At 70.8% G+C, this 25670-nt stretch carries 28 protein-coding genes; 13 read left to right on the top strand and 15 right to left on the bottom strand.

All coding sequences use genetic code 11. The features are described 5' to 3' along the window. Window positions 1-10: 10 nt before the first annotated feature. Window positions 11-1966 carry a potassium transporter Kup gene (locus AC2D8W_RS05925; RefSeq protein WP_484670759.1) on the bottom strand — a complete coding sequence of 652 codons (1956 nt, stop codon included), beginning with the start codon at window positions 1964-1966 and terminating at the stop codon, window positions 11-13. 211 nt (window positions 1967-2177) lie between these two features. On the opposite strand from AC2D8W_RS05925, the gene AC2D8W_RS05920 reads away from it, so the two are divergent. From AC2D8W_RS05920 to cuyB, 4 genes are all read left to right on the top strand, one after another. Next, entirely contained in the window at window positions 2178-2606 is a 429-nt protein-coding gene (locus tag AC2D8W_RS05920) for a DUF6491 family protein (protein ID WP_484670758.1), read from the top strand. Between the two features lie 6 nt (window positions 2607-2612). Beyond that, window positions 2613-3029 carry a hypothetical protein gene (locus tag AC2D8W_RS05915; protein WP_484670757.1) on the top strand — a complete coding sequence of 139 codons (417 nt, stop codon included), beginning with the start codon at window positions 2613-2615 and terminating at the stop codon, window positions 3027-3029. A 168-nt stretch (window positions 3030-3197) separates the two neighbouring features. Then, entirely contained in the window at window positions 3198-4217 is a 1020-nt protein-coding gene (gene cuyA, locus AC2D8W_RS05910; RefSeq protein ID WP_484670756.1) for a D-cysteate sulfo-lyase, read from the top strand. Further along, window positions 4214-4918, top strand: coding sequence for a cysteate racemase (gene cuyB, locus AC2D8W_RS05905; protein WP_484670755.1), 705 nt, complete (start codon window positions 4214-4216; stop codon window positions 4916-4918). The genes cuyA and cuyB overlap by 4 nt, the downstream gene beginning before the upstream one ends. A gap of 72 nt (window positions 4919-4990) precedes the next feature. On the opposite strand, the gene ypfJ is transcribed toward cuyB, so the two are convergent. The 5 genes from ypfJ to AC2D8W_RS05880 all read right to left on the bottom strand — a co-directional run bounded on the left by ypfJ (window position 4991) and on the right by AC2D8W_RS05880 (window position 8690). After that, window positions 4991-5833, bottom strand: a complete 843-nt coding sequence (gene ypfJ, locus AC2D8W_RS05900; protein ID WP_484670754.1) for a KPN_02809 family neutral zinc metallopeptidase — start codon at window positions 5831-5833, stop codon at window positions 4991-4993. A 55-nt stretch (window positions 5834-5888) separates the two neighbouring features. Beyond that, window positions 5889-6260, bottom strand: a complete 372-nt coding sequence (locus tag AC2D8W_RS05895; RefSeq protein ID WP_484670753.1) for a hypothetical protein — start codon at window positions 6258-6260, stop codon at window positions 5889-5891. Window positions 6261-6283: 23 nt separating this feature from the next. Then, a complete protein-coding gene (locus AC2D8W_RS05890) occupies window positions 6284-6847 on the bottom strand; it encodes a tetratricopeptide repeat protein (protein ID WP_484670752.1) in 564 nt (187 codons plus the stop codon). 61 nt (window positions 6848-6908) lie between these two features. Further along, the gene (locus AC2D8W_RS05885; protein WP_484670751.1) at window positions 6909-7811 is read right to left on the bottom strand and encodes a DMT family transporter; all 903 of its coding nucleotides are present in this window, start codon (window positions 7809-7811) and stop codon (window positions 6909-6911) included. 36 nt (window positions 7812-7847) lie between these two features. Next, window positions 7848-8690, bottom strand: coding sequence for an EamA family transporter (locus AC2D8W_RS05880; protein WP_484670750.1), 843 nt, complete (start codon window positions 8688-8690; stop codon window positions 7848-7850). A 150-nt stretch (window positions 8691-8840) separates the two neighbouring features. Between AC2D8W_RS05880 and AC2D8W_RS05875 the strand changes: the two genes are divergently transcribed. Further along, entirely contained in the window at window positions 8841-9260 is a 420-nt protein-coding gene (locus AC2D8W_RS05875; RefSeq protein ID WP_484670749.1) for an MAPEG family protein, read from the top strand. Here AC2D8W_RS05875 and AC2D8W_RS05870 read toward each other — a convergent pair. Beyond that, complete coding sequence (locus AC2D8W_RS05870) at window positions 9257-9883, bottom strand: sugar transferase (RefSeq protein WP_484670748.1); 627 nt, start codon at window positions 9881-9883, stop codon at window positions 9257-9259. The two genes, AC2D8W_RS05875 and AC2D8W_RS05870, sit on opposite strands and share 4 nt — an antisense overlap. Before the next feature lie 181 nt (window positions 9884-10064). Between AC2D8W_RS05870 and AC2D8W_RS05865 the strand changes: the two genes are divergently transcribed. Next, window positions 10065-10850, top strand: coding sequence for a cyclase family protein (locus AC2D8W_RS05865; RefSeq protein WP_293482863.1), 786 nt, complete (start codon window positions 10065-10067; stop codon window positions 10848-10850). On the opposite strand, the gene AC2D8W_RS05860 is transcribed toward AC2D8W_RS05865, so the two are convergent. Continuing rightward, the gene (locus AC2D8W_RS05860) at window positions 10847-12076 is read right to left on the bottom strand and encodes a PQQ-dependent sugar dehydrogenase (protein WP_484670747.1); all 1230 of its coding nucleotides are present in this window, start codon (window positions 12074-12076) and stop codon (window positions 10847-10849) included. The genes AC2D8W_RS05865 and AC2D8W_RS05860 overlap by 4 nt on opposite strands. Window positions 12077-12214: 138 nt before the next feature. Between AC2D8W_RS05860 and AC2D8W_RS05855 the strand changes: the two genes are divergently transcribed. After that, entirely contained in the window at window positions 12215-12703 is a 489-nt protein-coding gene (locus AC2D8W_RS05855) for a ComEA family DNA-binding protein (RefSeq protein ID WP_293482867.1), read from the top strand. Here AC2D8W_RS05855 and AC2D8W_RS05850 read toward each other — a convergent pair. Next, complete coding sequence (locus AC2D8W_RS05850) at window positions 12690-13274, bottom strand: ferric reductase-like transmembrane domain-containing protein (protein ID WP_484670746.1); 585 nt, start codon at window positions 13272-13274, stop codon at window positions 12690-12692. The two genes, AC2D8W_RS05855 and AC2D8W_RS05850, sit on opposite strands and share 14 nt — an antisense overlap. Window positions 13275-13368: 94 nt before the next feature. On the opposite strand from AC2D8W_RS05850, the gene AC2D8W_RS05845 reads away from it, so the two are divergent. After that, window positions 13369-14454 (top strand): NAD-dependent epimerase/dehydratase family protein, encoded by a 1086-nt coding sequence (locus tag AC2D8W_RS05845; RefSeq protein ID WP_484670745.1) that lies wholly within the window; start codon window positions 13369-13371, stop codon window positions 14452-14454. Window positions 14455-14461: 7 nt separating this feature from the next. On the opposite strand, the gene AC2D8W_RS05840 is transcribed toward AC2D8W_RS05845, so the two are convergent. Next, the gene (locus AC2D8W_RS05840) at window positions 14462-15361 is read right to left on the bottom strand and encodes an enoyl-CoA hydratase-related protein (protein WP_484670744.1); all 900 of its coding nucleotides are present in this window, start codon (window positions 15359-15361) and stop codon (window positions 14462-14464) included. Window positions 15362-15536: 175 nt separating this feature from the next. Between AC2D8W_RS05840 and AC2D8W_RS05835 the strand changes: the two genes are divergently transcribed. Next, window positions 15537-16217, top strand: a complete 681-nt coding sequence (locus AC2D8W_RS05835; RefSeq protein ID WP_484670743.1) for a TetR/AcrR family transcriptional regulator — start codon at window positions 15537-15539, stop codon at window positions 16215-16217. Between the two features lie 7 nt (window positions 16218-16224). Here the strand turns inward: AC2D8W_RS05835 and AC2D8W_RS05830 are convergent, their stop codons facing one another. After that, window positions 16225-16713: an OsmC family protein gene (locus AC2D8W_RS05830; protein WP_293482874.1), complete on the bottom strand. Its 489-nt coding sequence runs from the start codon at window positions 16711-16713 to the stop codon at window positions 16225-16227. A gap of 79 nt (window positions 16714-16792) precedes the next feature. Then, the gene (gene pal, locus AC2D8W_RS05825; RefSeq protein WP_484670742.1) at window positions 16793-17335 is read right to left on the bottom strand and encodes a peptidoglycan-associated lipoprotein Pal; all 543 of its coding nucleotides are present in this window, start codon (window positions 17333-17335) and stop codon (window positions 16793-16795) included. A 380-nt stretch (window positions 17336-17715) separates the two neighbouring features. Between pal and AC2D8W_RS05820 the strand changes: the two genes are divergently transcribed. Both AC2D8W_RS05820 and AC2D8W_RS05815 read left to right on the top strand, forming a co-directional pair. Continuing rightward, on the top strand, window positions 17716-19215 hold the full coding sequence (locus AC2D8W_RS05820; protein WP_484670741.1) for a sensor histidine kinase: 1500 nt from the start codon (window positions 17716-17718) through the stop codon (window positions 19213-19215). Continuing rightward, window positions 19212-19910, top strand: a complete 699-nt coding sequence (locus AC2D8W_RS05815; protein ID WP_293482878.1) for a response regulator — start codon at window positions 19212-19214, stop codon at window positions 19908-19910. Before AC2D8W_RS05820 ends, AC2D8W_RS05815 begins: the two co-directional genes overlap by 4 nt. 18 nt (window positions 19911-19928) lie before the next feature. Here the strand turns inward: AC2D8W_RS05815 and AC2D8W_RS05810 are convergent, their stop codons facing one another. Together AC2D8W_RS05810 and AC2D8W_RS05805 are read right to left on the bottom strand one after the other, a co-directional pair. Further along, the gene (locus AC2D8W_RS05810; RefSeq protein ID WP_484670740.1) at window positions 19929-20999 is read right to left on the bottom strand and encodes a 2OG-Fe(II) oxygenase; all 1071 of its coding nucleotides are present in this window, start codon (window positions 20997-20999) and stop codon (window positions 19929-19931) included. A gap of 21 nt (window positions 21000-21020) precedes the next feature. Then, a complete protein-coding gene (locus AC2D8W_RS05805) occupies window positions 21021-22061 on the bottom strand; it encodes a hypothetical protein (RefSeq protein WP_484670739.1) in 1041 nt (346 codons plus the stop codon). Between the two features lie 328 nt (window positions 22062-22389). On the opposite strand from AC2D8W_RS05805, the gene AC2D8W_RS05800 reads away from it, so the two are divergent. Together AC2D8W_RS05800 and AC2D8W_RS05795 are read left to right on the top strand one after the other, a co-directional pair. Continuing rightward, the gene (locus AC2D8W_RS05800) at window positions 22390-23157 is read left to right on the top strand and encodes a CPBP family intramembrane glutamic endopeptidase (protein ID WP_484670738.1); all 768 of its coding nucleotides are present in this window, start codon (window positions 22390-22392) and stop codon (window positions 23155-23157) included. After that, complete coding sequence (locus tag AC2D8W_RS05795; protein ID WP_484670737.1) at window positions 23154-24590, top strand: alpha/beta hydrolase; 1437 nt, start codon at window positions 23154-23156, stop codon at window positions 24588-24590. The genes AC2D8W_RS05800 and AC2D8W_RS05795 overlap by 4 nt, the downstream gene beginning before the upstream one ends. On the opposite strand, the gene AC2D8W_RS05790 is transcribed toward AC2D8W_RS05795, so the two are convergent. Continuing rightward, window positions 24532-25614, bottom strand: coding sequence for a helix-turn-helix transcriptional regulator (locus tag AC2D8W_RS05790; protein WP_484670736.1), 1083 nt, complete (start codon window positions 25612-25614; stop codon window positions 24532-24534). The two genes, AC2D8W_RS05795 and AC2D8W_RS05790, sit on opposite strands and share 59 nt — an antisense overlap. Window positions 25615-25670 lie beyond the last annotated feature (56 nt).

Here is a 25670-nt window from a genome sequence, read left to right as displayed (position 1 = left end):
CGATTTCCCGCTACAGGCTGAGGCGCGAGCCGAGCTCGACCACGCGACCCGCCGGGATGCGAAAAACGTCCGTCGGATCGGCCGCGTTTCGCGTCATCCAGATGTACAGGCGACCCAGAAGGCGCGGCAGCGCGGAATTGGCCCCGACGACGATGGACCGTCGCCCGAGGAAGAACGATGTCGACATGATGTCGAAGGCCAGGCCCGTCTTGCGCAGGTCGGCAAGCGCCTTGGGCACGTTGGGCTCTTCCATGTAGCCGAAGGTCAGCGACACGCGGGTGAAGTCCTCAGAAAGGCGCTCCACCCGGGCCCTCTCGAAACCGGCCACGCGAGGCGCGTCGGCGGTGCGCACACTGACGACGAGGTTCCGCTCGTGCAGCACCCGGTTGTGCTTCAGGTTATGCAGGAGCGCGCCCGGCGCGTGGTCCGGCTGCGAGGTCAGGAACACCGCCGTGCCCGGCGCACGGTACGCCGTCCCCCGGCTCAGCGACGGCAGCACGTCGTCGAGCATGGGGGCGTCGGCCGCGGCCTTGGCGCTGATGATCTCCGAACCTCGGACCCAGGTCAGCATGAGGGCCAGAAGGGCTGCGCCGATCACGAGCGGCACGTAGCCGCCGTGAAACACCTTCAGCGCGTTGGCCCCCAGGAACACCAGATCGATCGCCAGCAGAGGCCCCATGACCGCGACGCACGCCGCCAGCGGCCACCGGCGACCGTTGCGCAGGACGACGAACGCCAGGGCCGTGGTCACGGCCATCGTTCCCGACACCGCGAGGCCATAGGCGGCCGAGAGGCTGGACGACGTCTTGAACACCGCTACCAGGAAGACCACGCCGATCGCGAGGATCAGGTTCACTTGCGGCATATAGATTTCGCCGAAGCGCGAGGCCGAGGTGCGCACGATGGTGAGCCGCGGCAGGAGGCCCAGCTGCATCGCCTGGTTGGTCAGCGAGAACGCTCCGGTGATGACCGCCTGCGAGGCGATGATGGTCGCGAGCGTGGCGAGGATCACCAGCGGAGCCCGGTAGGCCTCTGGGGCCATCAGGAAGAACCAATCGGCGTTCGCGACCGGCTGCCCGCCGGCGCTGGCGATGACGTCCAGCACGAACGCCCCCTGGCCCAGGTAGTTCAGCGCCAGCGCCGGCAGGACGAAGCCGATCCACGACGCCTGGATCGGCCAGCGGCCGAAGTGGCCCATGTCGGCGTAGAGCGCCTCGGCGCCCGTCACGGTGAGGAACACAGCGCCCAGGACGAGCAGCCCCACCACGCCGTTGCCCGCGACGAAGGCTATGGCGTGCCGTGGATCGAGCGCAGCCACGATCTGCGGTGCCTGCGCGATATGAACCACCCCGAGGGTGGCGATCGCCACGAACCAGACCACGCAGATCGGGCCGAAGAACCTTCCGACGCCGCTCGTGCCGCGGCTTTGCACCGCGAACAGCGCCACGAGGATCGTCAGGCTGGCGATCAGGATGACCGAGAGGTTCACATGCGGGCCGATGACGGGGACGCTGCGCAGGCCCTCTATCGCCGACAGCACCGACACCGCCGGGGTCAGCATCGCGTCTCCGTAAAACAGCGCGGCCCCGACGGCGCTTAGCAGGAACACAAAGGTCGTGCGACGCCCGATCGCCTGCTGGGCCAGCGACGCCAATGAGAGCACCCCGCCCTCGCCGCGATTGTCGGTGCGCATCAGCACCAGCACGTACTTGAGCGTCACGACTAGGAGGAGCGCCCAGAGCGCCAGCGATGCGACACCCAGCACGGCGGCCGGGGTTAGGGCCTCGCCGGATTGGCCGAGCGCCTCCCGGAAGGCGTAGAGGGGGCTTGTTCCTATGTCCCCGAACACCACGCCGACGCTGCCGATCGCCAACGGCCAGAAGCGCGCGCCGGAACCCGGCGTGGAGGGATCTGATGAGGACGGTCGAGCTTGCGGCGACGCGGCGAGATCGTTCTCGCCAGTCATTCCTGTCTTGCTCCTGCGGACCCGCGGGAACACCCCGGGCGTTCGCGGCCGGCGCTGTAGGCTCGATGTTGCGCCGCAACAAGTGAATTCGCAGTCGCAAAACGAGGTCCCGTGGCGGCCGGCCTTCACGTCTCCGTGACGTGGAATGGACGCAGACGTGGGCCGGCGGGCGCCGTATCCTGTTCGTGGGGGACGTTCAGGAGACCCGCCGATGAAGCTGGCGATCATCACCCTGGCGGCCATGGCCGCCGTTTCCACCGCCGCGGTCGCGGCCTCGACCGCCGAGACGACCTCGCCCCTGGGCGCAGCGCCCCCCAAGGGCGCGGGCCTGCCGTCCGGGCAGTGCATCCGCAGCAGCGAGATCCGCAACCACACCTTCCTCGACAACCGCACCATGCTGATCGACGTGAACGGCAAGGCCACCTATCGCGTGACCTCCGGTGGAAGCTGCTTCGCGGGGGCCGTGAGTTCCGATCCCATCGTGATGCGCAACCCGCCGGGCTCGTCCCTGATCTGCAAGCCGATCGACCTGGACCTCGGCGTGTCGAAGGGCGGCTTCACCACCCCCTGCATCGTGGAGTCGATCGTGAAGCTCACGCCGGAGGAGGTCGCCCGGGTTCCCAAGAAGCTGCGGCCGTAGGCGACGATGCGCATCGTCACCCTCGGGCTCGGACTTGCGATCATGGGCGCGGGAGCCGTCTCGGTCGCCGTGGCGGCGGCCCCCTCGCCCCTTCCCCCGCCGCCGCCCTCCGGCGCGAGCCTGCCGAAAGGTCAGTGCGCCCTGACGCATGAACTCGGCAATCACGTGGTCGTCGATCAGAACACCCTGCTGCTGGACGGCTTCGGCCGCAGCCAGGGGATCTATCGGGTCACCATGAAGAACGGCTGCCTGCGCAGCGCCGTCTCGTCCGACCCGCTCGCCATCCGGCAGGTCGGCGGCGGACGCCTCTGTGCGCCGCGGGACGTGGAAATCCGCGCCCGCAGCGGCTTCTGCGCCATCGACTCCATCGTGAAGCTGAGCCCGGACGAGGTCGCCGCCCTGCCACGGCGCTTGCGGCCCTAGAAGCCCCGTCACCCCGCCTGGTGCTGCGAACATCAGGCGGGCGTCCCGGAAGGTTCAGCTGTCATCCCGGTTTCGCCGCAGGCGAACACCGGGGCCCATGGACTCCGCGCCACCCCAACGGCGCCGCCGCGGTTGCGGCCGTGGGCCAAGGGGGCTAGCGGGTGGGACATGCATCTCGCCCGCTTCAACCCGGTCCGCTTCGCCCACCTGCCGACGCCGTTCGAGCCGCTTCCCGGCCTGACCGAGCACCTGGCCCGCCCCGGCGGCGGCGGGCCGGCGGTCTGGATCAAGCGCGACGACTGCACGGGGCTGGCCGGCGGCGGCAACAAGACCCGCAAGCTCGAGTACCTGCTGGGCGACGCCCTGGCCAACGACGCCGACACGCTCGTCACCCAGGGCGCGATCCAGTCGAACCACGTCCGCCAGACGGCGGCGGCGGCGGCGCGCTTCGGCATGGCCTGCGAGATCATCCTGGAGGCGCGGACCGGCTCAAACGCGGTCGACTACAACCGGTCGGGCAACGTGCTGCTGGACGAGCTGCTGGGCGCCAGGATCCGGACCGTGCCCGGCGGGACCGACATGAACCAGGAGCTGGCCGAGGCGGCGGCCGAGGTCGCCGGGCGGGGCGGGCGGCCCTATGTGATCCCCGGAGGCGGCTCGAACTGCATCGGGGCGCTCGGCTACGTCGAGTGCGCGCTGGAGCTCGTGGCCCAGGCGAACGAGGCCGGCCTCGAGATCGACCGGATCGTCACGGCCACGGGCAGCGCCGGCACGCACGCCGGCCTCGTCGCCGGTCTCGCGGTGATGGGCGCCGACATCCCGGTCCTGGGGATCGGCGTGCGCGCGCCGAAGGACGTGCAGGAAGCCAACGTCTACAAGCTGGCCCGCGAAACCGCCGCCCTCCTGGGCCACGAGGATCGGGTGAAGCGGGAGATGGTCGTGGCGGACTGCGACTTCGTCGGCGCCGGCTACGGGCTCGTGGACCAGACGGTGATCGACGCCCTGAAGACGATCGCGCGGACCGACGGGATCCTCCTGGACCCTGTCTACACGGGCAAGGCGATGAAGGGCCTGCTGGCGCTCTCGGCCCAGGGCGAGTTCGACGGCGAGACCATCGTGTTCCTGCACACCGGTGGGGCGCAGGGGCTGTTCGGCTACCAGAGCGAACTGGAGGGCAAGCTGCAATGAGCGCCACTTCGCTGACCCTGGGCGTGCTCGGCGGCATGGGGCCGGCCGCCACGCTGGAGTTCCTGTCGCGGCTGCAGGCCTACACCCCGGCCGAGAAGGACCAAGACCACATCCGGGTGATCGCCGACATCAACCCCAAGGCGCCCGACCGCAACGTCCCCGGCTCGAACGCCGGCGGCGTGCTGGCGGAGATGGCGGGCGCCCTGCGCGGCGCCGGGGCCGAGGTGCTGGCCATGCCCTGCAACACCGCCCATGCCCATGCCGACCTGATCCAGCGGGCGTCCGGGCTGCCCCTGGTGGACATGATCGGCCTCGGCGCCGAGGCCGCGGCCGAGAGCGGCGCGATGCGCGCCGGCGTGCTGGGCACCAAAGGCGCCCTCAAGCTCTACCGCGAGTACCTGGCCGCCCGGGCCATGGGGATCGTCACGCTCCCGCCCGAGGCGCAGGAGCAGTTCATGGTGACGCTCTACCGGATCAAGGCCGGCGACCTGGGCCACGACGTGAAGCGCGAGATGCAGGCGCACGCCGAAACCCTGCGCCAGCTCGGCGCAGAGGTGATCATCGCCGGCTGCACCGAGGCGCCGCTGGTGCTCCACAAGGGCGATGTGAAGGCGCCCCTGATCGACCCCGGCGACCTGCTGGCGCGGCGCTGCGTGGGCGTGTGTCTGGGCTGGGACCCGCTGCCGCACGTCGCCGCCTGAGGATAACCTTAAGATATTGTTATACTTGGGATTTCTATCCTTCAACGGAATCCGATAGCGGCGTTTTAGCCGCTAGAGGTCGCTCGCGCGGAAGGTGTCGCAGGCGTTCGGGTCTCCGGTCTGGGCGCCCCGGCGGAACCACCGCATCCGCTGCTCCGACGATCCGTGCGTGAAGGCGTCGGGCATAACCCGGCCCTGGGACTTCCGCTGCAGGGTGTCGTCGCCGACCGCGGCGGCGGCGCGCAGGCCGTCCTCGATGTCGCGCGGGTCGAGCGCCACCTGGCCGCCCGAGACCGAAGCGGCGTGGGCCGCCCAGACGCCGGCGTAGCAGTCGGCCTGCAGCTCGAGCCGCACGGCGCCGCTCTCCGCGCCGCGCGCGCCCAGGCGGCGCGCCCGGTCGGACGCGCCCGTGAGCGTCTGCACGTGGTGACCGATCTCGTGGGCGATGACGTAGGCCCGTGCGGCCTCGCCGCCGGCGCCGAACTTCGTCTCCAGCTCCTGCCAGAACGACAGGTCCAGGTAGACCTTGCGGTCGGCCGGGCAATAGAAGGGCCCCATCGCCGACTGGCCCATGCCGCAGCCGGTCCCGGTGGCCCGGTCGTAGAGCACGATCGCCGCAGGGCGCTCGTACGTCTGGCCGGACTGCCGGAACTGCGCCTGCCACACGTCGTCCACATTGCCCGAGACCACGTCGACGAAGCGTCCAGCCTCGTCCGCAGGCGTGCCGCGCACGCCCTCCTGCTGCTGCGCGCCGCCGCTCTCCAGCACGCGCGTGGTGGTCGAAGGGTCGATGCCGAAGACGAAGTAGCCCACCAGGGCCAGGATCACGCCGCCCGCGCCGAGCCCGCCGACACCGGCCGCGCCCATGCCGCGCCGGTCCTCGATGTTGCCGCCGCCTTCGCCGCCCCAGCGCATGGATGCTCTCCGCTCGACCTCGACGCCCAAGGCGCCGCTCTGGAAATGTGGACGCTCAGCGGCGGTTCCGCGCCGCCTCCTGGACCTTGCGGTTGGAGTCGGCCAGAGCCTCGTCCGGAACCGACGGATAGGCGCCCTGCGACGCCGGCGCGACCGGGGCGCCCGGAGCATGCCTCAGCACCGGAACCTGGCGCGGTCCCACGTCCCCGCGCCGAAGCTGGAGATCCAGCGCCGCCTCGTCGGCGCGCTGGCGGGCCGCAAGGGCTTCCAGCTGGTTCGCCTGATCGATCGCGCGGCGCTGCGCCGCCTCCTGCTGCGCCCGAAGGTCGAGCAGCTGGCCTTGGCTCAGGGGATCGAGGGTTTGCGCCGCCGCCGGGCCCGCCGCCGTCAGCAGCGCCAGGACGATGATATTGCGCGCGAAGCCCATGACATGACGCGAACGGACGACGCCTAGCGCCGTTCCACCGTGAACCGCGCCAGCTCCTTCTTGGGCATCTCCCAGTCCGGCTTCAGCTCGACCGCCTTCTGGTAGTCGAAGTAGGCGGCCTTCAGATCGTCCAGGCCTTCGTACGCCAGCGCGCGGTTGTAGTAGGCCTTCTCCGGCTCCTCGACGCCCAGCTCGAGCGCCTTGTTCAGGTCGCTGAGGCCGTCCGAGAAGCGCCGCGCCCCGACGGCGGCGGCGCCGCGGTTGACGTAGGCCTCGCCCAGGTCGGGCTTGGTCTCGATCGCCCGGTTGAAGTCGAACTGGGCCGAGGCGAACTCCCGGCGGCGCAGCTTCAGCACGCCGCGGTTCACGTAGGTGCCCGCTCGGTCGCGCAGGTTCAGCATCTCGGTTTCGAGCGCCAGCGTGCAGATCGCCTCGAAGCGCGCCTCGGACTCGCCGCCCAGCGCGGCCTTCGAGCAGTCGCGCGCCATGCCGCCGCCGAGCACGGTCACCGCGCCGGCGCCCGCCGACGAGGCTCCGGCCAGGCCGGCGCAGAGCGCCAGGATGAAGAGTGCGGGGGTCTTGGGCATCGTTCGCTTCCCTCAGGCCGCTACGTCGCCGAGGGTCCGCCCGTAACCGTGTCGTGTCAATTCACCCCGGGCGCGAGGGCGTCCGGAAGCGGCGCAGCTCGCGATGCAGGATGTAGACGCCGCTCGCCGCCACGACCACCGCCCCGACGAGCGTCAGCGGATGGGGCAACTCGCCCCAGATGACCAGGCCGAGAAGGCTGGCCCAGACGAGCTGGGTGTAGTCGAAGGGCGCGATGACCCCGACCGGCGCCTGGCGCAGGGCCTCAGTCAGGAACAGCTGGCCGACGCCGCCGATCAGTCCGCCCAGCACCAGGGCCGCGAGCGTGAGCGGATCCGGCGTCACCCAGTGGAAGACCGAGCCGACGGCCCCCAGGACGACCCCGCCCAGCGTGAAATAGAAGACGATCGTCGGGCCCCGCTCGGTGTCCGAGATCTGGCGGATGGCCACCATCGCGCCGGCGGCTCCGAGCGCGCTCAGGATGCCCAGGGTCACCCCCGGGACATTCATCTCGCCGGGGATCGGCCGGGCCATGATCAACACGCCGAGAAAGCCCACGAAGACGGCGGCCCAGCGGTGCCGCCCGACCTTCTCGGACAACAGGAGCGCGGAGAGCGCGGTCATGAACAGAGGCGAGGTGAACTGGAGCGCCGTGGCTTCGGTCAGGGGCAGGTGCTGGACCGCCGAGAAGCCGCACACCATCCCGGTGAGACCGACGATCGACCTGGTCGCGTGCCCCAGCGGCCGCTGCGTCCGCAGGACCGAGAAGCCGGTCGTCCGCGCGATGTAGAGGCCCAGCGGAATGAAGGCGAAGAGATTGCGGAACAGGATGATCTCGAAGACCGGGACGCCCCGGGACCCGGTCCACTTCACGATGGCCGACAGGCAGGCCATGCAGGCCATCGCGGCCACCCGCAAGGCGATCCCCAGGAGAATCCGGGGCTGAGGCGGGGCGGCGGCGGTCACCTGGGTTCTTAAGGAGGCCGGCGGCCCGTTCGTCAATCAGAGACGCGTCGCCACGACGCCGGCCAGGATGAGCACGCCCGCGGCCAGTCGCCAGCGGCCTGCCTCCTCCTGGAGGACGAACACGCCGATGAGCATGGCGAACAGGACGCTGGTCTCCCGCAGCGCCGCGACAAGGGCGACCGGCGCCTGGGTGAACGCCCACAGCGTGATCCAGTACGACCCGAGCGACAGCGCCCCGGCGGGCAAGCCGGTCCGCCAGTCGGAGGCGACCACCAGCGGGGCCCGCGCCCCCCGTGTGATCACGGCGTAGGCCAGCATCACCGCCCCATCGGCCACGAACATCCACATCGCAAAGCCCGTGGCGGTCTCGGCGACGCGCGCGCCATGCCCGTCCGCCAGCGTATAGGCCGCCACGAAGCCCGCCGTGCCGAGCGCGTACGCCAGCGCTCTCACCGGCAGGCGGGACGTGCCTGCGCCGCCGCGGAACGCCATCAGGCCGACGCCGCCCGCGATCAGACCGATGGCGGCCCAGCCCGTGATCGGCAATTGCTCGCCGAAGAGCGCGATCCCGCCCAAGGCCACGAGAGGCGGGGCGGCCCCGCGGGCCAGCGGGTAGACCTGCGACAGGTCACCGTGCTGGTAGGCCCGGATCAGGAACAGCTTGTAGCCGGTGTGCAGCAGGGCGGCGCCCGCGACCCAGGGCCACGCGGCCGACGCCGGAAAAGGGACGAACGGCAGGAGCGCCAGCGCCAGCCCGCTCTGCGTCATCGAAAGGAGCAGGATTGATGAAAACCGGTCCAGGCCGACGCGCACGGCCGCATTCCAGGCGGCGTGCATGAGCGCGGCCGCAAGGACGGCCAGAAAGACGATGAGATCCAACGGCGTCCCCTCCGGCCGCAAGGCTTCAGCCCCGGTCGCCCGCGTCAAGCGCCACTCCGGCGTCGATGGCCGCAATCGTGGGACTTCTGGCCTTTACGGCCGTGTCCCGGCCCGTTCCTGTGCCGCTTCCCGGAAACGCGAGGCGATGGGATGACCAGTCCGATTCTGCAGCCCGTTGTGGCGCTGGTGCTGTGGTCCTTCGTGATGTGGGCCTGGCTCTACGCCACTCGGATCCCGGCCATGCGACGGGCAAAGGTCCCGATGGACCCCGCCATGACCAAGGATGACCTCAATCAGGCGCTGCCGCCGCACGTGCGCTGGAAAGCGGACAACTACAATCACCTGATGGAGCAGCCGACGCTGTTCTATGCCACGGCGCTGGCTCTTGCCGTCGCCGGCGCGGGCGGCGGGCTGAACCTGTGGCTGGCGTGGGCCTACGTGGGCCTGCGGGTCGCGCACAGCCTCGTCCAGGCCACGACGAACATCATCATGGTCAGGTGGGCGCTGTTCATGCTGGGCTCGCTCGCCTTGCTGGCCATGGCCGCGCGGCTTGCCGTCTCGCTGGCCTAGAAGGCCTGGGCGTCGCCGAACAGCAGCGGCGCCGTGCGGGCCACGATGGCGAGGTCGCGGGTGAAGGACCAGCCTTCGATGTAGCTGTTATCGGCCTCGATGCGGCGGCGCAGCCCCTCGTCGTCCAGGACCTCTCCGCGCAGGCCCAGCACCTGGGCTTCGCCCGTGAGGCCGGGACGGGCCCGGAAACGGCCCTCGTAGTCCGGCACGCGCCGCGACCATTCCGCATCGTGGCTCAGGGCGTGCGGCCGCGGGCCCACGATCGACATCTCGCCCTTCAGAACGTTGAGCAGCTGGGGCAGTTCGTCCAGGCTGAGCTTCCGGAGCAGCCCGCCCAGCGGCGTGATGCGGGCGTCGCCGCGGACGGCCTGGCGGACGCCGTCGCCGTCCTCGGTGACCGTCATGGTGCGGAACTTGTAGATTCGGAAGGGGCGGCCGTTCAGGCCCGTCCGCTGCTGCCGGAAGAGGATCGGGCCCTCGCTCTCCATCCAGATCGCGGTTCCGATCAGCATGAGCAGCGGCAGAAAGGCGAGCAGCGCCAGCCCGGCCACGGCGACATCGAACGCGCGCTTGCGGCGGCTCGCGGCGACGCGCAAGCCCTTCCGGGGGCTACCTGCGGTCATGTGATCGCGTTGCGCCGCGGACGCGATAACGGCCATCCCCTGCCCAGCCTCTGTGCTCCACCCGACACAACCTTCAACAGCCCGGACGACAGCGTTGTTCCGGTTCGGGGCGATTTCAGGGAGGAATTCTGTCGTAGCACGCTTCCGGGGCGCTAAGGTCGTGGCTTGGGAGGCGCCTGACATGGCCAGAAAGCTGGTGGATCTGTCGATCCCGATCACGAACGACATCATCTCCGACCCCGCGACGATGCGGCCGAAGGTGACCTACTTCCGGCATCGCGAGACCGTGCCGCAGATGGCCGCGTCCTTCCCGGGCCTCGAGGCCGAGCACCTGCCCGAGGGGGAAGGCTGGGCGGTGGAGCAACTGACGCTGTCGACCCACAACGGCACCCACATGGACGCGCCGTGGCACTTCCATTCCACCACCGACCAGTCGGTGGCGAGGCGGCCCGCGCCGACGATCGACGAGGGTCCGCTCGAGTACTTCCTGCAGCCCGGCGTGAAGCTCGACTTCCGGCGCTTTCCCGACGGCTACGTAGCGGGGGCCGCCGACGTGGAGGCGGAACTGGCGCGCATCGGCCACGAGCTCAAGCCGCTCGACATCGTCCTCGTCAACACGGCGGCCGGCGCCGCGTACGGCGATCCCGATTTCATCCATCGCGGCTGCGGCATGGGCGAGGAGGCGACGCTCTACCTCACCGAGCGCGGCGTGAAGGTGGTCGGCACCGACGCCTGGTCCTGGGACGCGCCGTTCAGCCATACCGCCCGCAAGTGGGCCGAGACCAAGGACCCCCGCATCATCTGGGAAGGCCACAAGGCCGGACGCTTCCGCGAGTACTACCAGATCGAGAAGCTGACGAACCTGGAGGCGCTGCCAGCCAACGGCTTCACCCTCTCGTGCTTTCCGGTGAAGATCGCCGGCGCGTCCGCGGGCTGGATCCGCGCCGTGGCGATCCTCGACAGCTAGCGCTTCGGGGTCAGACGCACGATGCGGCCCGCAGGTCCGCCGGCCAGCAGGTAGATCGAGCCGTCCGCCGCCTGGCGGATGTCGCGCCAGTAGGCGCCCGGAAGGTCCAGGCGCTCCTCGCCCACCACGCGATCGTTCTTGAGGGTGAGGCGCGTGATGTGGCCGCCCGGCAGGCCCTGCGGCTGCTGGCCGGCGATCAGCAGGCTGCCCTTCCAGGCCGGGAAGGCCGCCCCGGTGTAGAAGATCGCGCCCGCGGGCGCGATGACGGGGTCCCAGTAGTAGAGCGGCTGCTCCATTCCCGTGCGCTGCGTCTCGCCGCCGGTGATGGGCGCCTTGGCCGGTCCGTAGTTCACGCCATAGCTGATGGTGGGCCAGCCGTAGTCCTTGCCCTTGCGCGCGACGTTGAGCTCGTCGCCGCCCTGCGGACCGTACTCGACAGTCCAGAGTTCGCCGGTCTGCGGGTGCAGCGTGGCGGCCTGGATGTTGCGGTGGCCGATCGACCAGATCTCGGGCCGGGCGCCCGCCTTGCCGACGAACGGATTGTCCTTCGGGACCGAGCCGTCCGCGCCGATCCGCACGATCTTGCCGATCAGGCTGTCGAGGTTCTGGGCCTGCTTCTGGCCGTCCGGCAGGAACCGGTCACCCTGGGTGACGAAGAGCCGCCCGGTCCGGTCGAAGACCAGGCGGGAGCCGAAGTGCAGGGGCGAGTTCAGCGAGGGCTTCTGGCGGTAGATCACCGTCAGGTCCTCAAGCCGCGGAGTCGGCCCCTCGGTGAGCCGCGCCCGGGCCACAGCGGTGTTGTTCGTGTTGTCGGCCTGGGCCTCGGCATAGCTGAGGTAGACCAGTCGGTTGCGGGCGAAGGCGGGGTCCAGCACCACGTCCAGCAGGCCGCCCTGGCCGCGGCCCAGCACCTGCGGCGCGCCGGCCAGCGGCTCGGACAAGGTCCCGTCGGCGCCGACCAGGCGCACGGCGCCGGCCATGCGCTCGGTCACCAGCATCCGGCCGTCGGGCAGGAGGGCGATGGCCCAGGGGAACTTGAGCCCGGTCGCCACGGTGGCGGTCTCGAAGGCGACGCCGAGCTTCTGCTCGGGCGCCCGCGTCTGGCCGGCGAAGGCCGGCTTGTAGGGCGTGATCGGCGGCCGGGTTTCCACGCCCTGGGCCTGGGCGGCCAGCGGCGCGGCCGCCAGGATCGTCAGGGCGGCGGCGAGACGGCGGACGGACGGCATGCAGGGCTCCGAAGCATGAGGCGGCACGGATAGAGCAGGCCGCCGCCTTCGCCACCAGCCCACGGCGCAGCCGCACGATGGCGCTTGCGCAACTGCGAGTGAGTTGCAAGAAAGTCGCATCCCCCATTGGAGAAGATCATGCGCAAGGTGCTCCGTACGACGCTCGTCGCCGGTCTCATCGCTCTCACGACTGGCGGCGTCGCCTTCAGCCAGTCGCGGCCCAAGCTGGCGCCGCCCGCCGGGACGCCCATGGCGACGACCCACCTGAACCCCAACCGGGCGACCGAGGCGCAACTGCGCGCGGTCCCCGGGCTCAGCGCCGAGCTGGTGCGCGACATCATCCGCAACCGGCCCTATGCGACGCAGGGCGCGTTCGCCAAGGTTGTGGCCGGCAAGGTCCCCGAGGCGCAGTTGCCCGCGCTCTACGCCGCCGTCTTCGTGCCGATCAGCCTCAACAACGCCTCGCGGGACGACATCATGCTGATCCCCGGCATGACGCGCCGCATGGCGCACGAGTTCGAGGAGTACCGCCCCTACAAGGACCTGGCGCAGTTCGACCGCGAGATCGGCAAATACGTCGACGCCAAGGAAGTGGCGCGCCTGCGCAGCTACGTCACCCTGCCCTGACGGTTCTCCGGCGGCGCAGCGCCAGACGGACAAGGATCACGGCGGCCAGCACGCCGCCGTGGATCCAGCCGACGAGCGGATCGAAGGCGGTGATCACCCAATGCGCGATGGTGAGCGCGGCCCCCGCGTAGACCATCCGGTGCAGGATCCGCCACCGCGGGCCCAACGCGCGGACGGATGCATCGTTGCTGGTGATCGCCAGCACCGCGAAGACCACGAACCCGACCCAGCCCACGGCCATGCCGGGATCGAGCGCCTCGCGCACGATCAGCACCGGCATCTCGGCCTTGCGCGCCAGGTAGACCCCAAGGTGCAGCAGGGCGTAGCCGAACACGGCGACGCCCAGGTCGCGACGCCGGCGCAGCAGCCATACCGTCCAGCCGGCCCGGGGAAACGCCAGGCGCAGGCCGGTCACCGCCAGCACCACGACCAGCAGGCGCACGGCCCACTCGCCGCTCAACTGGATGGCCTCGCCGTAGCCCAGAGCTCCGGTGGCATGGCGTGCGACGATCCAGACGCCAGGAACCGAGAGCAGTCCCCAGAGGAGCAGTTGCGGCGGCGAGAGCTTCACGACAGTGCAATCCCCGTTGCGGACGGAACGCCATGGGGCTGGGCCGCCGCAACGGCAAGCCCCTAAAGCTCGGCGTCCAGCGCGGAGGTTGCCCATGAAGACGGTCCTGGTCGCCGGCGCCACCGGCCTGGTGGGCGAGGCGGCGGTCGCCCGGTTCGCCGCCGCGGGATGGAATGTGATCGCGGTTTCGCGCCGAACCCCTGAGCCGACCGTCGCGGCGCCCGTTCGCCACATCGCCGTGGACCTCACCGACCCGGCCGCCTGCCGCGCGGCGTTCGGCGGGCTCGGCGAAGTGACCCACCTCGTCTACGCCGCGCTCTACGAGAAGCCCGGCCTGCTCGCCGGATGGCGCGAGACGGACCAGATGGAGACCAATCTCTCCATGCTGCGCAACCTGCTGGAGCCGTTGGCCGCGGCCTCATCCCTTCGGCACGTCACCCTGCTGCAGGGGACCAAGGCCTACGGCGCACACCTGCGGGCGCGCATTCCGATCCCGGCGCGCGAGCGGGCGCCGCGTGACGACCACGCCAACTTCTACTGGCTGCAGGAGGACTACCTGCGGGCGTCGGCTCGGACGCGGGGCTTCGGCTGGACCATCTTCCGGCCGCAGATCGTCGTTGGGGCCGCCTGGGGCGCGGCGATGAACCCCCTGCTGCCGCTGGCCGTGTACGCCGCCATCCGGCGCGAGCTGGGCCAGGCCTTCGCGTACACGGGCGGCGCGACCCAGGTCATGGAGCTGGTCGACCCGCGGCTGCTGGGGGAGGCGTTCGCCTGGGCCGCAGAAGCGCCGGCCGCCGCCGGGGAGACCTTCAACATCACCAACGGCGACGTCTTCGCCTGGAGCGAGGTGTGGCCCGCCATGGCCGAGGCGTTCGGGATGGCGCAAGGCCCCGACGAGCCCCTGCGCCTCGCCGAATGGCTGCCGGCCCACGCGGAGATCTGGGACCGCATCGTCGCGCGCGAGGGGCTGCGGCCGATCCCGCTCGAGCGCCTGCTCGGCGAGAGCCATCACTACGTCGACGCGCTCACGCGCCCGGGCGTGACCGCGGTGACGCTGCCGATCCTGGTCAGCACGATCAAGCTGCGGCAGGCGGGCTTCGGGGCCTGCTACGACACCGAGGACACCCTGCGGTTCTGGATCGCCGAGATGGCGCAGCGGAAGTTGATCCCGACGCCCTGACCGCGCCTCAGGCCACGCCGTCCCACCAGGGGTAGCCCTTGGGCATGTCCTGGCTGACCTTGCCCGGGAAGCTGGGCGGCCGCTTCTCGAGGAAGGCCGACACCCCCTCCTTGACGTCGCCGCCGGCGCCCAGCGTCATCGCGAACGGGCCGTCCACCTTCAGCAGGTCGAAGGGATGGTCCTGGCCGGCGAACCGCCAGAGCATCTGCCGGGTGAGGGCGATCGAGACGGGGGCGGTGTTCTCGGCGATCTCCAGCGCGATCTCGCGGGCGCGGCCCAGCAGCCGCTCGGGCTCGACCACCTCCGACACGAGGCCGCCGGCGAGGGCTTCGTCTGCGCCGAACACGCGGCCCGACAGGCACCAGCGCAGCGCCTGCGACAGGCCCACGAGCTGCGGCAGGAACCAGGCGCTGCCGGCCTCGGGCACCAGGCCCCGCCGGGCGAAGACGAACCCGAACTTCGCCGCCGTCGAGGCGATCTTGATGTCGGTGGGCAGCGCCAGGGTGATGCCCACGCCGACCGCCGGGCCGTTGAACGCCGCGATCGTGGCCTTCTTGCAGTTGAAGAGCGCGCCGACGAAGCCGACGCCCTCGTTGCGACGCTGGACGTTCCCGGCGCCGCCGAAGTTCTTGGCCCCCTCCCCGCTCGTCGTGTCGAAGCTGCCCGCGCCGGCCGAGATGTCGGCGCCGGCGCAGAAGCCCCGCCCCTCCCCCGTCAGGATCACGGCGCGGACCGCGTCGTCCTCGTCGGCCCGGCCCAGCGCGTCGGCCAGCTCGGCCCCCATCTGCGCCGTGTAGGCGTTCAGCTTGTCCGGTCGGTTCAACGTGATCGTCAGCACCGGCCCGTCCGTCTCGTACTTGATCGTCTCGTAGGTCACGGCGTGGCTCCGGTTCGTTGCGGGGGTCATCGAGGCCGGGCGAGGCCGGGCCGATGGCGATTGGCAGTACACGTTATAGGAATGTCGAGCGTCAAGCGACGCCGGGCCCGGGCGCCGCAGCGGCTGCACGCGGGGGGCGCGGCTGTTATAGAGGCGTCCTTTCTCGGGGGAGCGCGAGACGACCATGGGAGCGGGGGCCAAGCCCATGCGGGACGAGTCCGGCGCGGTGACGCTCAGCCGACGCGAGGCCGGCAAGGAGGAACGCCGCCGCCGCATCATCCGCGCGGCCCGCGACCTGATCCGCGAAACGGGCAACACCGGGCTTTCGATGCGCGCCCTCGCCGCCCGCGCCGGCGTCAGCCTGGCCACGCCCTACAACCTCTTTGGTTCGAAGCGCGCGATCCTGCTGTCGGTGCTGGACGACATCCGCGAGTACCTCGACCGGTTCGCCGACCTGCGCTCGACCGAGCCTCTCGAACGGCTCTTCGGCGCGCTCGACATCTGCGTCGACTTCTACGTGGCCGATCCGGCGTTCTACCGGACCGTCTGGGCCGCCCTGTTCGATCCCTCCGACGATTTCCGCTCGCAGATCTTCAACTCCCAGCGCTTCGCCTTCTGGGAAAGCCTCGTCCGCGACGTCGCCCGCGCCGGGGCCATCGCCGAAGACGTGGACGTGGAGCTGCTGTCGCGCAGCCTCGACCGCAGCTTCGGCGCCGCCATGCTCGACTGGGTGACCGGGGACCTCAGCGACGGCCAGCTCGGCCCGACCATCCGCTACGGCTACGCGCTCGCGCTGCGCGGCGCGGCCTCGCCGCCCTGGGCCGGCGCGCTCGACGCGCGCGTCCGCGAGAGCCAGGCGGCGATCCGGGCCGCCGCGGCCGGCTGAACCGGCCTCAGTCCTCGCAGGCCGCCTCCATGGCCCGCAGGTGACCGACGCCCGCGCGCTCCCGCTCCTCCAGCGCCGGAGGCTGGGCCGCGATGGTCAGGATCTCCGCCGGGCGCTCCAGCGTGCGGTGAACGGGACAGCGCTCGGCGATCTCGAGCAGGCGCCGCCGCTGTTCGGCGTCCAGGGCGCCCTCCAGCGTCACCTCGCGCGCGAAGCGGTCGCCGCCATCGGACGCGCGCGTGTGCAGCACCCGCACCGTCGCCCGCGCCAGCGGCCAGCCCTTGCGCTCGGCGTAGAGCCGCAGCGTCATCGCCGTGCAGGCGCCGAGGGCGGCGCAGAGCAGGTCATAGGGGTTCGGACCGCTGCCCAGGCCGCCGGCCGCCACGGGCTCGTCGGCCAGGAAGCTGGCGCCTGCCGCCAGCACCGCCACCTGGAACTTCCCCACGCCGGTTTCGGCGACTGTGACGGTGTCCGGATCTTCGACCGCGGGGGGCATGGGAAACTCCAGGAAGGCTGCGACAGGCCTCCCAGTCTGGCGCCGCCCGGCGGCCCGCTTCAACGGCGCTCGGTTGGCGTCATCGTTCCCCGATCCCGATCACCACCGTCTGCGCGTTGCGGTTGCGCGCCCAGGCGTCCTCGCTTGAGGCCGGGTCGAGGGGGCGCTCCTTGCCGAAGGACAGCGTGGCGATCCTCGTGGAGGCGACGCCGCTCGTGATCAGCGCCTGACGCACGGCCGCGGCGCGCCGAGCGCCGAGCGCAAGGTTGTACTCGCGCGTTCCCCGCTCGTCGGCATGGCCCTCGATACGGACGCCGACCGAGGGGTTCGCCGCCAACCAGGCGGCCTGGCGGCGCAGGGTCTCGCGATCCTCGCCGTCGAGGGCGTCGCTGTCGAAGTCGAAGTAGACCCGGTCTTCCCCGGCCGCCGCGATCAGCGCCTGCTGGGCCGACGGATCGGCGTCGGGCGCGCTCGGCGGCGAGGGGGTGGGCATGGCTGTCGTCGGCCCGGCTTCCGCGGGCGTGGCGGAGGCGCCGACCGCGGGCTTGGGCTTGGTCGCGCAGCCCGACAGCACGACGCCGGCGGCGGCCGCCGCCAGGATGATGCGAGCGGAGGTGATCATGGCTTGGGCCTCGAGAGGTTTTCGTTCGCTGTCCGGTGCGCTCGGCTTCGGCCGACGCGGCCCGGGTGACGTGGTTTCGGTCCACCGAGGATCCACGTCACCAGACGCAGCCAAAGCACGCCCACGGCCATGGTGAGGGCGACGGCGAAGGCGAACAGCTGCAGTCCTGAATCCATGTGGCGCCCGTCGCGGCCGCGGCACGCTCGCCGTTCGAGTGGGGTTCGTCCGGCGTCGGGGGAGGGTTGCGTGCGCGGTCGCTTGCCGTCAGATGGCAAGCCCGGACCGCGAACCGCCAGCATAACGAACTTATAAGGACGCGGCGTGGCGGCATAAGCCGGCCATAATTGACCCCGCGCCGGGCCTGATGGACTGAGAACCTCATGTGGTGGTCGCCGCCTCGGGCGCGGGAAGCGGGTCGCGAACGGAGTTTCCTCCGCCAGATCCTGCGCTACGGCGCCGTGGCGCCGATCATCGCCGCTGCCACCGGGATCGCTGAACTCTTCTACCGATTGACGGGAAGCGACCGTCTGTCAGGGATCTTCCTCGCAGGTGTCCTGCTGGCGGCCTTCCTGCTGGGTTCCGGGCCGGCCTACGTCGCCGCAGGCCTTGCCTTCGTCGTCTACTTCTACTGGGTCGATCCGCGCTTTCAGTTCACCTTCGGCTCGCCCGAGGACTTCAACGTCCTGATGGTGTTCCTCGCGGTGTCGACGCTCACGGGGCTTCTCACCGGGCGCGTCCGTGACGAGGCCGCCCGGGCGAAGGCGCGCCAGCGCCTGAACGCGATCCTCTTCGAGGCGAGCCGGGAGTTCTCGGCGAGTTCGGACGAGGCGCACATCCGCGAAAGGCTCGTCGGCCGCCTCGCCGAAGCGGCCCATGGCGAGGCCGTCGTCAGCGACGGGGCGGCGATGCTGTGCGCGCCCGACGACCGCGAACGGCCAGACCTGACGCAGCGGCTGCTCCACCTCGAAACGCGGGCGGATGCGGCGGCGCGGACCGCAGGCGACGACGGATGGCGGCTCCGGCCTCTGCGGGCCGGGTCCGCGGCGCTTGGCGCGGCGGCTTGGCGGCCTGCGGGGGCCGACCTCAGCGATGACGAGCTGACACTGGTCGAGATCCTCGTCGATACCGGGGCTGCGGCGATCGCCCGCGCCCGACTGGCCGCCGGCAAGGCCGAGGCCGAGGCCAGGGCCCGGACAGAGCACCTGCGTGATGCGCTGCTGTCATCCATCTCCCACGATCTGCGCACGCCGCTCGCGGCGATCCTTGCCTCGGCCACCAGCCTGGAGGCCTTCGGCGGCTCGTTCGACGGCGAGACCCGGCAGGACCTCCTGGCGACGATCCGCGAGGAGGCGGAGCGCCTCGACGGCGTCGTCGCCAACCTGCTCAACATGAGCCGCCTGGAGGCGGGGGCCCTGACGCTGCAGGCCGCGGCCTTCAACGTGCCGGAGGTCGTGCGCCGCGTGCTGGAGCGCCGGCGTTGCGCGGACAAGCGCCACGTGTCGACGGTGACCGATCCCCGTACACCCGAGGCCATCGGCGACCCCGTGCTCTTCGAGCAGGCTCTGGGCAACGTCGTGGACAACGCGCTCCGCTATGCGCCGCTCCGGTCACCGCTCAGCATCGTGGTGCGCCATGAGGACCCGGGCGTGGTGGTGGAAGTCTGGGACGAGGGGCCGGGCGTTCGCGACGCGGACACCGAGCGGGTCTTCGAGAAGTTCTACCGGGCCCCGGAGGCGGCGCAGACACAGGGCACGGGTCTCGGCCTGGCGATCACCCGCGGGCTGCTGACGGCCATGGGCGGCGAGGTTTGCGTCCACAACCGTCGGGACGGCGTGACGGGGCTCGTGGTCCGCCTGCGCCTCCAGGCGGCCGGCGCATGAGCGGCCCGCGGCTCCTTCTCGTGGACGACGAGGCGCAGATCGTCCGGGCGCTCAGCCCGGCCCTGCAGGCGGCCGGCTACGAGGTGACCGTGGCGACGGGGGGCGCCGCGGCCCTGACTCAGCTCGCCGCCGAGCCCTGCGACGCGATCATCCTCGACCTTGGCCTTCCCGACATGGACGGCAAGGAGGTGATCGGTCGGGTCCGGGAGTGGTCGGACGCCCCCATCATCGTGCTCTCGGCCCGCGACCTCGAGAGCGAGAAGATCGCTGCGCTGGACGCCGGGGCCGACGACTACGTCAACAAGCCCGTCGGCGTGGGCGAGCTGCTGGCCAGGGTGCGGGCGTCCCTGCGTGGCCGGGAACGGCGGTTCGCCTCGCAGGCGCGCTTCCGGACGCGTGACCTGACCATCGACTTCGCCGTCCGCCGGGTCTGGCTGGAGGACCAGGAGGTCCACCTCACCCCGCGCGAGTACGATCTCCTGCGCACCCTGGCGCGGCATGCGGGGCGGATCGTCACCCACCGCCAGCTGATCGCGGCGGTCTGGGGGGCCCGGGCGCAGGTCGACGCCCAGTTCGTCCGGGTGCTGGTGGGGCAGCTCCGCCAGAAGCTGGAGGCCGAGCCCTCGTCGCCCCGCCTGGTGCGGACCGAGCCCGGCCTGGGCTATCGCCTGGCCGCGGAGGATGAGGTCGCCTGAGCGCATCTGCGCCACCCACTACGCCGTCTGCTCCGTCTCCACCCGCGAGGGGTCCAGGGCGTGCAGGTTGGCGGCGCGCACCTCCGCGCCCTCGGCGTCGTAGAGGAACGGCAGGAACGCGTAGCGGGTCCCGCGCGTGACGCGGGTGGCCTCGTGCAGGAGCGAACACGAGAAGACCACGGCGCCGCCGGTCGGAGGCCGGTAGGTCCTTCGCCCGAACTCCGGGAAGCGCAGGTCGCCGCCCTCGAACTCCTCGGCGTTCAGGTTCATGGAGACCGCGAACTTCCGGTGCGCGGTGCCGAGCGTGGTGTCGTCGCGATGCGGGTGGAACCAGCCGCCCTCCTCGGCGTCGTAGCACCCCACGATGTACCGCTCGATGTGCGTGGTCCGGAACTGGAACGCCCTGCGGATCTCCGGCAGGAGGCGCTGGGAGATGCGGGCGCGGCATTCGGCGACGAGCCTCTCGTCCCTGATCGTGGCGTCCCGGCGGCTCTTGAAGGCGCTCAGCACGCCGATCGTCCGTCCCTCCCGGTCCACCATGGTCCCGGACGGCAGGCCCCCGGCCGCGGCGTAGTAGTCGATCAGCCGCTGGCAGAACGACGGCTCGAAGATCCGCGGGACGATCAGGACCGGCGCGTGGAGCGGTGTTCCGGCGTGTCGGTCGGGGTCGCCGCGGGACGCCAGATGGCCGATCAGCTCTCCGCCCTGCTCGGGCTGGACCCACGCGAGCACGCGCAGGGACGGATCGATCGCCACCCACAGCGGCTTGACCCCGCCGGCCTCGTCCACCGCGCCGTAGAGCCGGCGCAGCTCGCCGTCGACGTCCGAGAACCAGCGGACCGGCGGCTCGTTGCGCGCCGCGGCGTACGATTCCGCGTCCGGCAGCACGCCGAAGAACACGAGGCGGTCGTCGTCGAATGCGGCGCTTCGACTGCGCACCAGCGCGAGGGCGGCGTCGCGCGCCGGTCCCGGCCCGGGCAGGAACGCCAGCACGATGTACCGTCCGCCCAGGCTGGCGAAGGCGAACCTGGGATTCACCGGAGAGGGGGCGCTGAACAGCGGGGCCGGCGCCCCCAGCGTCAAGGCCATGGTCGAGCCGCCCGCAATGGCTCAGAACACGCCGTCGTCGAACAACGACCGCATCTGGGCAAGTTCCTCGTCGGTGGCCGGCAGCAGGTCGACGCCGTCCTCCCGGTAGTGGACGACGAGCGGCCGGGCGAAGACCACCACCGGGGCCTCGGCCCCGGCGGGATCGGCGGGGGCCTCGCGGGGCGGCCGCCACCCGGGGAAGGGCGGCCGCCAGTCCGGGTAGATGGCCGGGTGGTTCCAGGGATCCAGCGAGGGGTCCTCGGCCGGCAGGGGCTCCAGCGCGGGCGGCGGCGGCTCGGGCGTCGTCGCCGGGGGCTCCGCCGCGTTCGCCGCGGGGGGGGGGCCGCTCGGCGTATAGCCCTCCATCCGGCCATGGGCGTTGTACCAGTAGTCGGCGTAGTCCTCGAGGCTGGTCCCGCCCACGCGCTTCACCCAGGCGTCGGAATCGCGGTCGTTGTTGGGGCCGTAGTACTCGGTGAAGTAGGCTTGGAAGACGTCCGGGCGGTCGGCCAGGATCTTTGCGACCGGGATCCCATCGATGGTCGTGCGGCCCGAATGGAGCTCTGCGGGGACGCCCTCGGCAGGCGCCGCAAGGGTGGCGCTGGGCGCATATCCCTCGAAGCGGCCGTGGGTCGCGTACCAGTAGCGCGCGTAGTCCTCCGCCGTCTCGCCGCCTACGCGGTCCACCCAGGCGGACGAGTTGCGATCGTTGTTGGGACCGAAAAACTCCCGGTAGAAAGCCGCGTGGACGTCGGGCCGGTCGCGCAGGATCTGCCGCGGATCGATGTCGGCCGTCTCCTCGGCAAGGGCGGCCGCGCCAGAGCCGGACGCCCCGAAGCCGGCTGCGGCCAGGGCGGCCATCATGTCGATCGACTCCGGCGCCCAGTCTGCGAGCCATGCGGCCGCCTTGGCGGAGGCCAAGCCCTGCTCAGCAGCCGGTTCGTCGGCCGCCGCCTCCGGCTCCGCCTCAGGAAGCGTCCCGTCGCGCGCGCCGGCCGCCGCATCCTCCATCGGCGCCAGCCGCGCAGGCGACAGCGCACCATCCCAGTCCTCGAGCCGCAAGACGCCCTCCAGTCATGTCACGGCCGCGAAGAAGCCCAGCGTCGCGGTGGAGGGCAATTCTGGGAACTTTATAAGGAAGCCTGTCGTCACCCGCCGATCGGAGGACTGCGGCGGATTGCCGAAGAGAGACCGGCGCCCTCGTGCTCAGTTGGGACAGCCTAAAGGCACGTCGCCCGCCTGCCGCAGTAGATATCGTCCGCCAGAGATTAGATGAGTTGCGCCAATCTTCAGGCGAAACGCAGGACATCAATTGTGCCAAGACGTGAGGGGTTTCTAATCTTCTGGGCCCCGCTCGATCGGGGTGGCCTCCCACTGCGGAAACCTGACAATGCCTCGCGTCACGCAGCCCGCCCCGACGCCGACGGTCGGGATCATCGCAGCCGTCACCTACATCGCCATCATGGGCGTCGGCATGTGGTACATGCGCGCCGTCAAGGGCGTCACCTATGGCGACCTCGCCATGTTCGACACCTTCTGGTTCGTCCTGATCCTGACGAACCTGGGGAACCTCGCGTTCCTGATCCGCTACTTCGGCTGGCAAGGCGCGGGCTTCGGCAAGCTGCGCTGGAAGGAACTGGTCTGGTTCGCGCCCTTCTTCGCCGTCCTGGCGTACAAGTTCGCCGTGAACGCCGGTGCGCTGGCCGCCTCACCGCCCAGCGACGCCCAATGGCGTCAGATCGCGTTCCTGGGCGCCGTCATCTTCCTGGTGGGCGCCGGTGAGGAAGTCGCATTCAGGGGGCTGCTGCTGCGCAGTCTGCTCGACCGACGAAACCCGCTTCCCGCCATCATTGGCAGCTCCGTCGGCTTCTCGCTGCTGCATGCGGTGAACATCCTGGGCGGGGAGCCCGCGCCCTCCGTTCTGTACCAGCTGGGCTACACCCTTCTCTGGGGCTTCATGTTCGCCCCGCTGGCGATCCGCCTGAACAGCCTCTGGCCGCTGATCATCGCGCACTGGTTCTGGGACTACTTCCAGTTCGTCACCGTCATTACGCAGAAGGCCGAGGCGGTGAGGTTCGACGTCTGGCTCTATCCCGTGGAGTTCGCCATCGGGGCGATCCTGACATTCCAGCTCTGGCGCGGGCGGGCGGCGCATTGAACCGCGCGCAGCCGGCCCAGGCCGCCGCATCGCCGTCGCGGAGCCTGAGCCTCAGCACCCTGCGCCGCCGCGTCGCCGCGCTGGGCATGGTTGCGCTTCTGGCGCCGCTCGTCTCGGCCTGCGCCTCGCCCGGGCCGCTCACACTGAAGCTGATGCCCGCACCGGAAGCGATCCTGAAGGGCGTGCTGGCCGGCGCCGCCACGGACCAGCAGCGGGTCGCCGAGTTGCCGGGCGGCGGCGTCCTCTACGTCACGGACCGTCGACCCGGCCAGGGGGCGCAGGGGGTCTTCTATGACAGCGTCCGAGGCGGTGTGCTGCGCGCGGGAGCGGCGCAGGTCACGGTCGGGCGATCCGACCTGACCTGGACCGAAATGCGTCGCGAGGCCCATCTGAGGCGAAAGGGAGATGACCTCGCGCTCCAGGTCGGAGGGATCGAGGAGTTCGGCATCCTGGATTCCGAAGGCCTGCCGCCGCGGCCGACCGACGGCCTCTCGGGCCCCGCGGCGCGAAGGCTGGCGGATGCGGTCAACGCCCGGCTGGCCTCCTCGCCGGAGAAGGACGTCTTCATCTTCATCCACGGCTTCCGCGTGAACTTCGACAATCCCGTCCTGGTCGGCGCGGAACTCTGGCACTTCCTCGGATACCAGGGCGTCCTGATCGCCTACTCGTGGCCCGCCACGACCAAGGTCACGGCCTACGTCGGCGACATCGAAACGGCCATGGCGACGGCGCGCAACCTGCGAGAACTGATCGGCTTCATCGAATCCTCCACCGACGCCGAGCGCATCCATGTGGTCGCGCACAGCGCGGGCACCCGCCTCGCGGTGCGGGCGATGGAGCAGATCGCCCTCATCAACCGGCACGACCCCGCGGCCCGCCTGCGCCTTGGGCGCAAGGTCGAGAACGTGGTGCTGCTCAGCAGCGACATAGATCTTGACGCCTTCGCCGCCTCGGTCGCCGACGGCCTGCTCGGCGCCCAGCGCCACCTCGTGATCTACGGATCGCGGAAGGACTCCGCGCTCAGGGCGTCGAAGGCGCTGACCGGTCACCGGCGACTGGGCTCGGCATTCGGCGAGGACGACCTGTCGGATCGGATGAGAGGCCTGTTCCGCAGCGACCGAGACCGCATCTCCTACATCGACGTCACCGGTGTCGAAGGATTCGATTCCGGGCTGGGCCACAGCTATTTCCGCTCGAGCCCCTGGGTCAGCAGCGACCTGCTCATGAAGCTGGCGTACAGGCTGGGTCCGGGCGAGCGCGGGCTGGTTCGCGACGAGGCGACCGGAATCCTCGCCTTCCCCCCGGACTACATCGAGCGGATGTCGGCCATCCATGCCGCCCGGGCCCGATCGGCGGGCGGCGGGGGCGCGCGCGTCAGAACGCCCGACGGCCCGCAGCCAGCTGCATCCGGAAGGCCGCCGGCGGCACGCTGAACCAGGTCCGGAAGGACCGGGTGAAGCTGGTGCGGTCCGAGAACCCCAGCGAATCGGAAATCTCCTGGATGCTCCGATCGGCCTCGGAGAGCATCGCCGCGGCGATCTGCTTGCGCTCTTCCTCGACAATCGCCCGGAACATCGTGCCCGCCTCGGTCAGGCTTCGCTCGAGGCTCCGGATCGATTTTCCCAGGCTCGCCGCCACCTCCCGAACCGAAGGCGGGCGCTGGTCGTCGCGGAGCGATCGCGCAACGGCCTGGCGAACCTGGGATACGATCGACTGTTCCCGCAGCTTCGTCGCTTCGGCGCGCGCCATGCGAAGTCCCATTTCCCACAGCACCGGATCGTGCATGGGATTTCGCAGGCGATCCCAGTCCGCCGGGTAGGCCACCGTGTTCGAGGGCGTTCCGAAGCGAAGCACCGCGCGCTCGGGCCCGGGAAGGCGCGCGGGGTCCACGGGCCCTGGCCAGGCGAAGCTCAGCTCTACGTGTCCGGGGCACGGTCCGGCGCGCGAGGTCAGAACGCGGTGCATCTGGAAGGCGAAGCCCAGGGCCACGACCAGCTCGACCGGACCCAGGGCCACCGTGGGCTGGAGCTGCAGCCGGCGCGTCCCGGCCTCGACGATGTCGGTGACGCCGAGATGAGGATTGCTGATCCGTGCGACATCGAGCAGCGCATCGACCGCCGTGCCCAGATCGGGAGAGTAGCCGGCGATGAGGCCGCCCGCCCGCCCCATGGGCCACTGCATGGCGCGCCAGAAGAGCTGGACGAGCGCGTGCAGGTCGTGAGTGGCCAGCAGATTGTGGAGAATGCGGACCTTGTGCCGCAGAAGGATGGAGGGCGGGAGGTCTGGCGCCTCGAGGAGAAACTCGGCGCCTTGGTAGAGCCATGCGGGGCGCGACAGCCAGGCGTCGATCTGGCGAAGCATCAGGATGGGAACGAATTCGTCCCCAAGTGCGCCGAGCCGCCGCTGAATTTCGTCGGCCTCGCCGGCCTGACGACTTGCGATGGTTGCGCTGACCACGGACACCTGCCTCCTCGGATGGCTGTCGAGGCCACGCCCGTGTCGCCATGGCCTCG

The organism is Phenylobacterium sp. T106 (genome assembly GCF_057219735.1).
The sequence above is the reverse complement of the archived record's forward strand: the minus strand, read 5'-3'. Positions and strand labels throughout refer to the sequence as shown.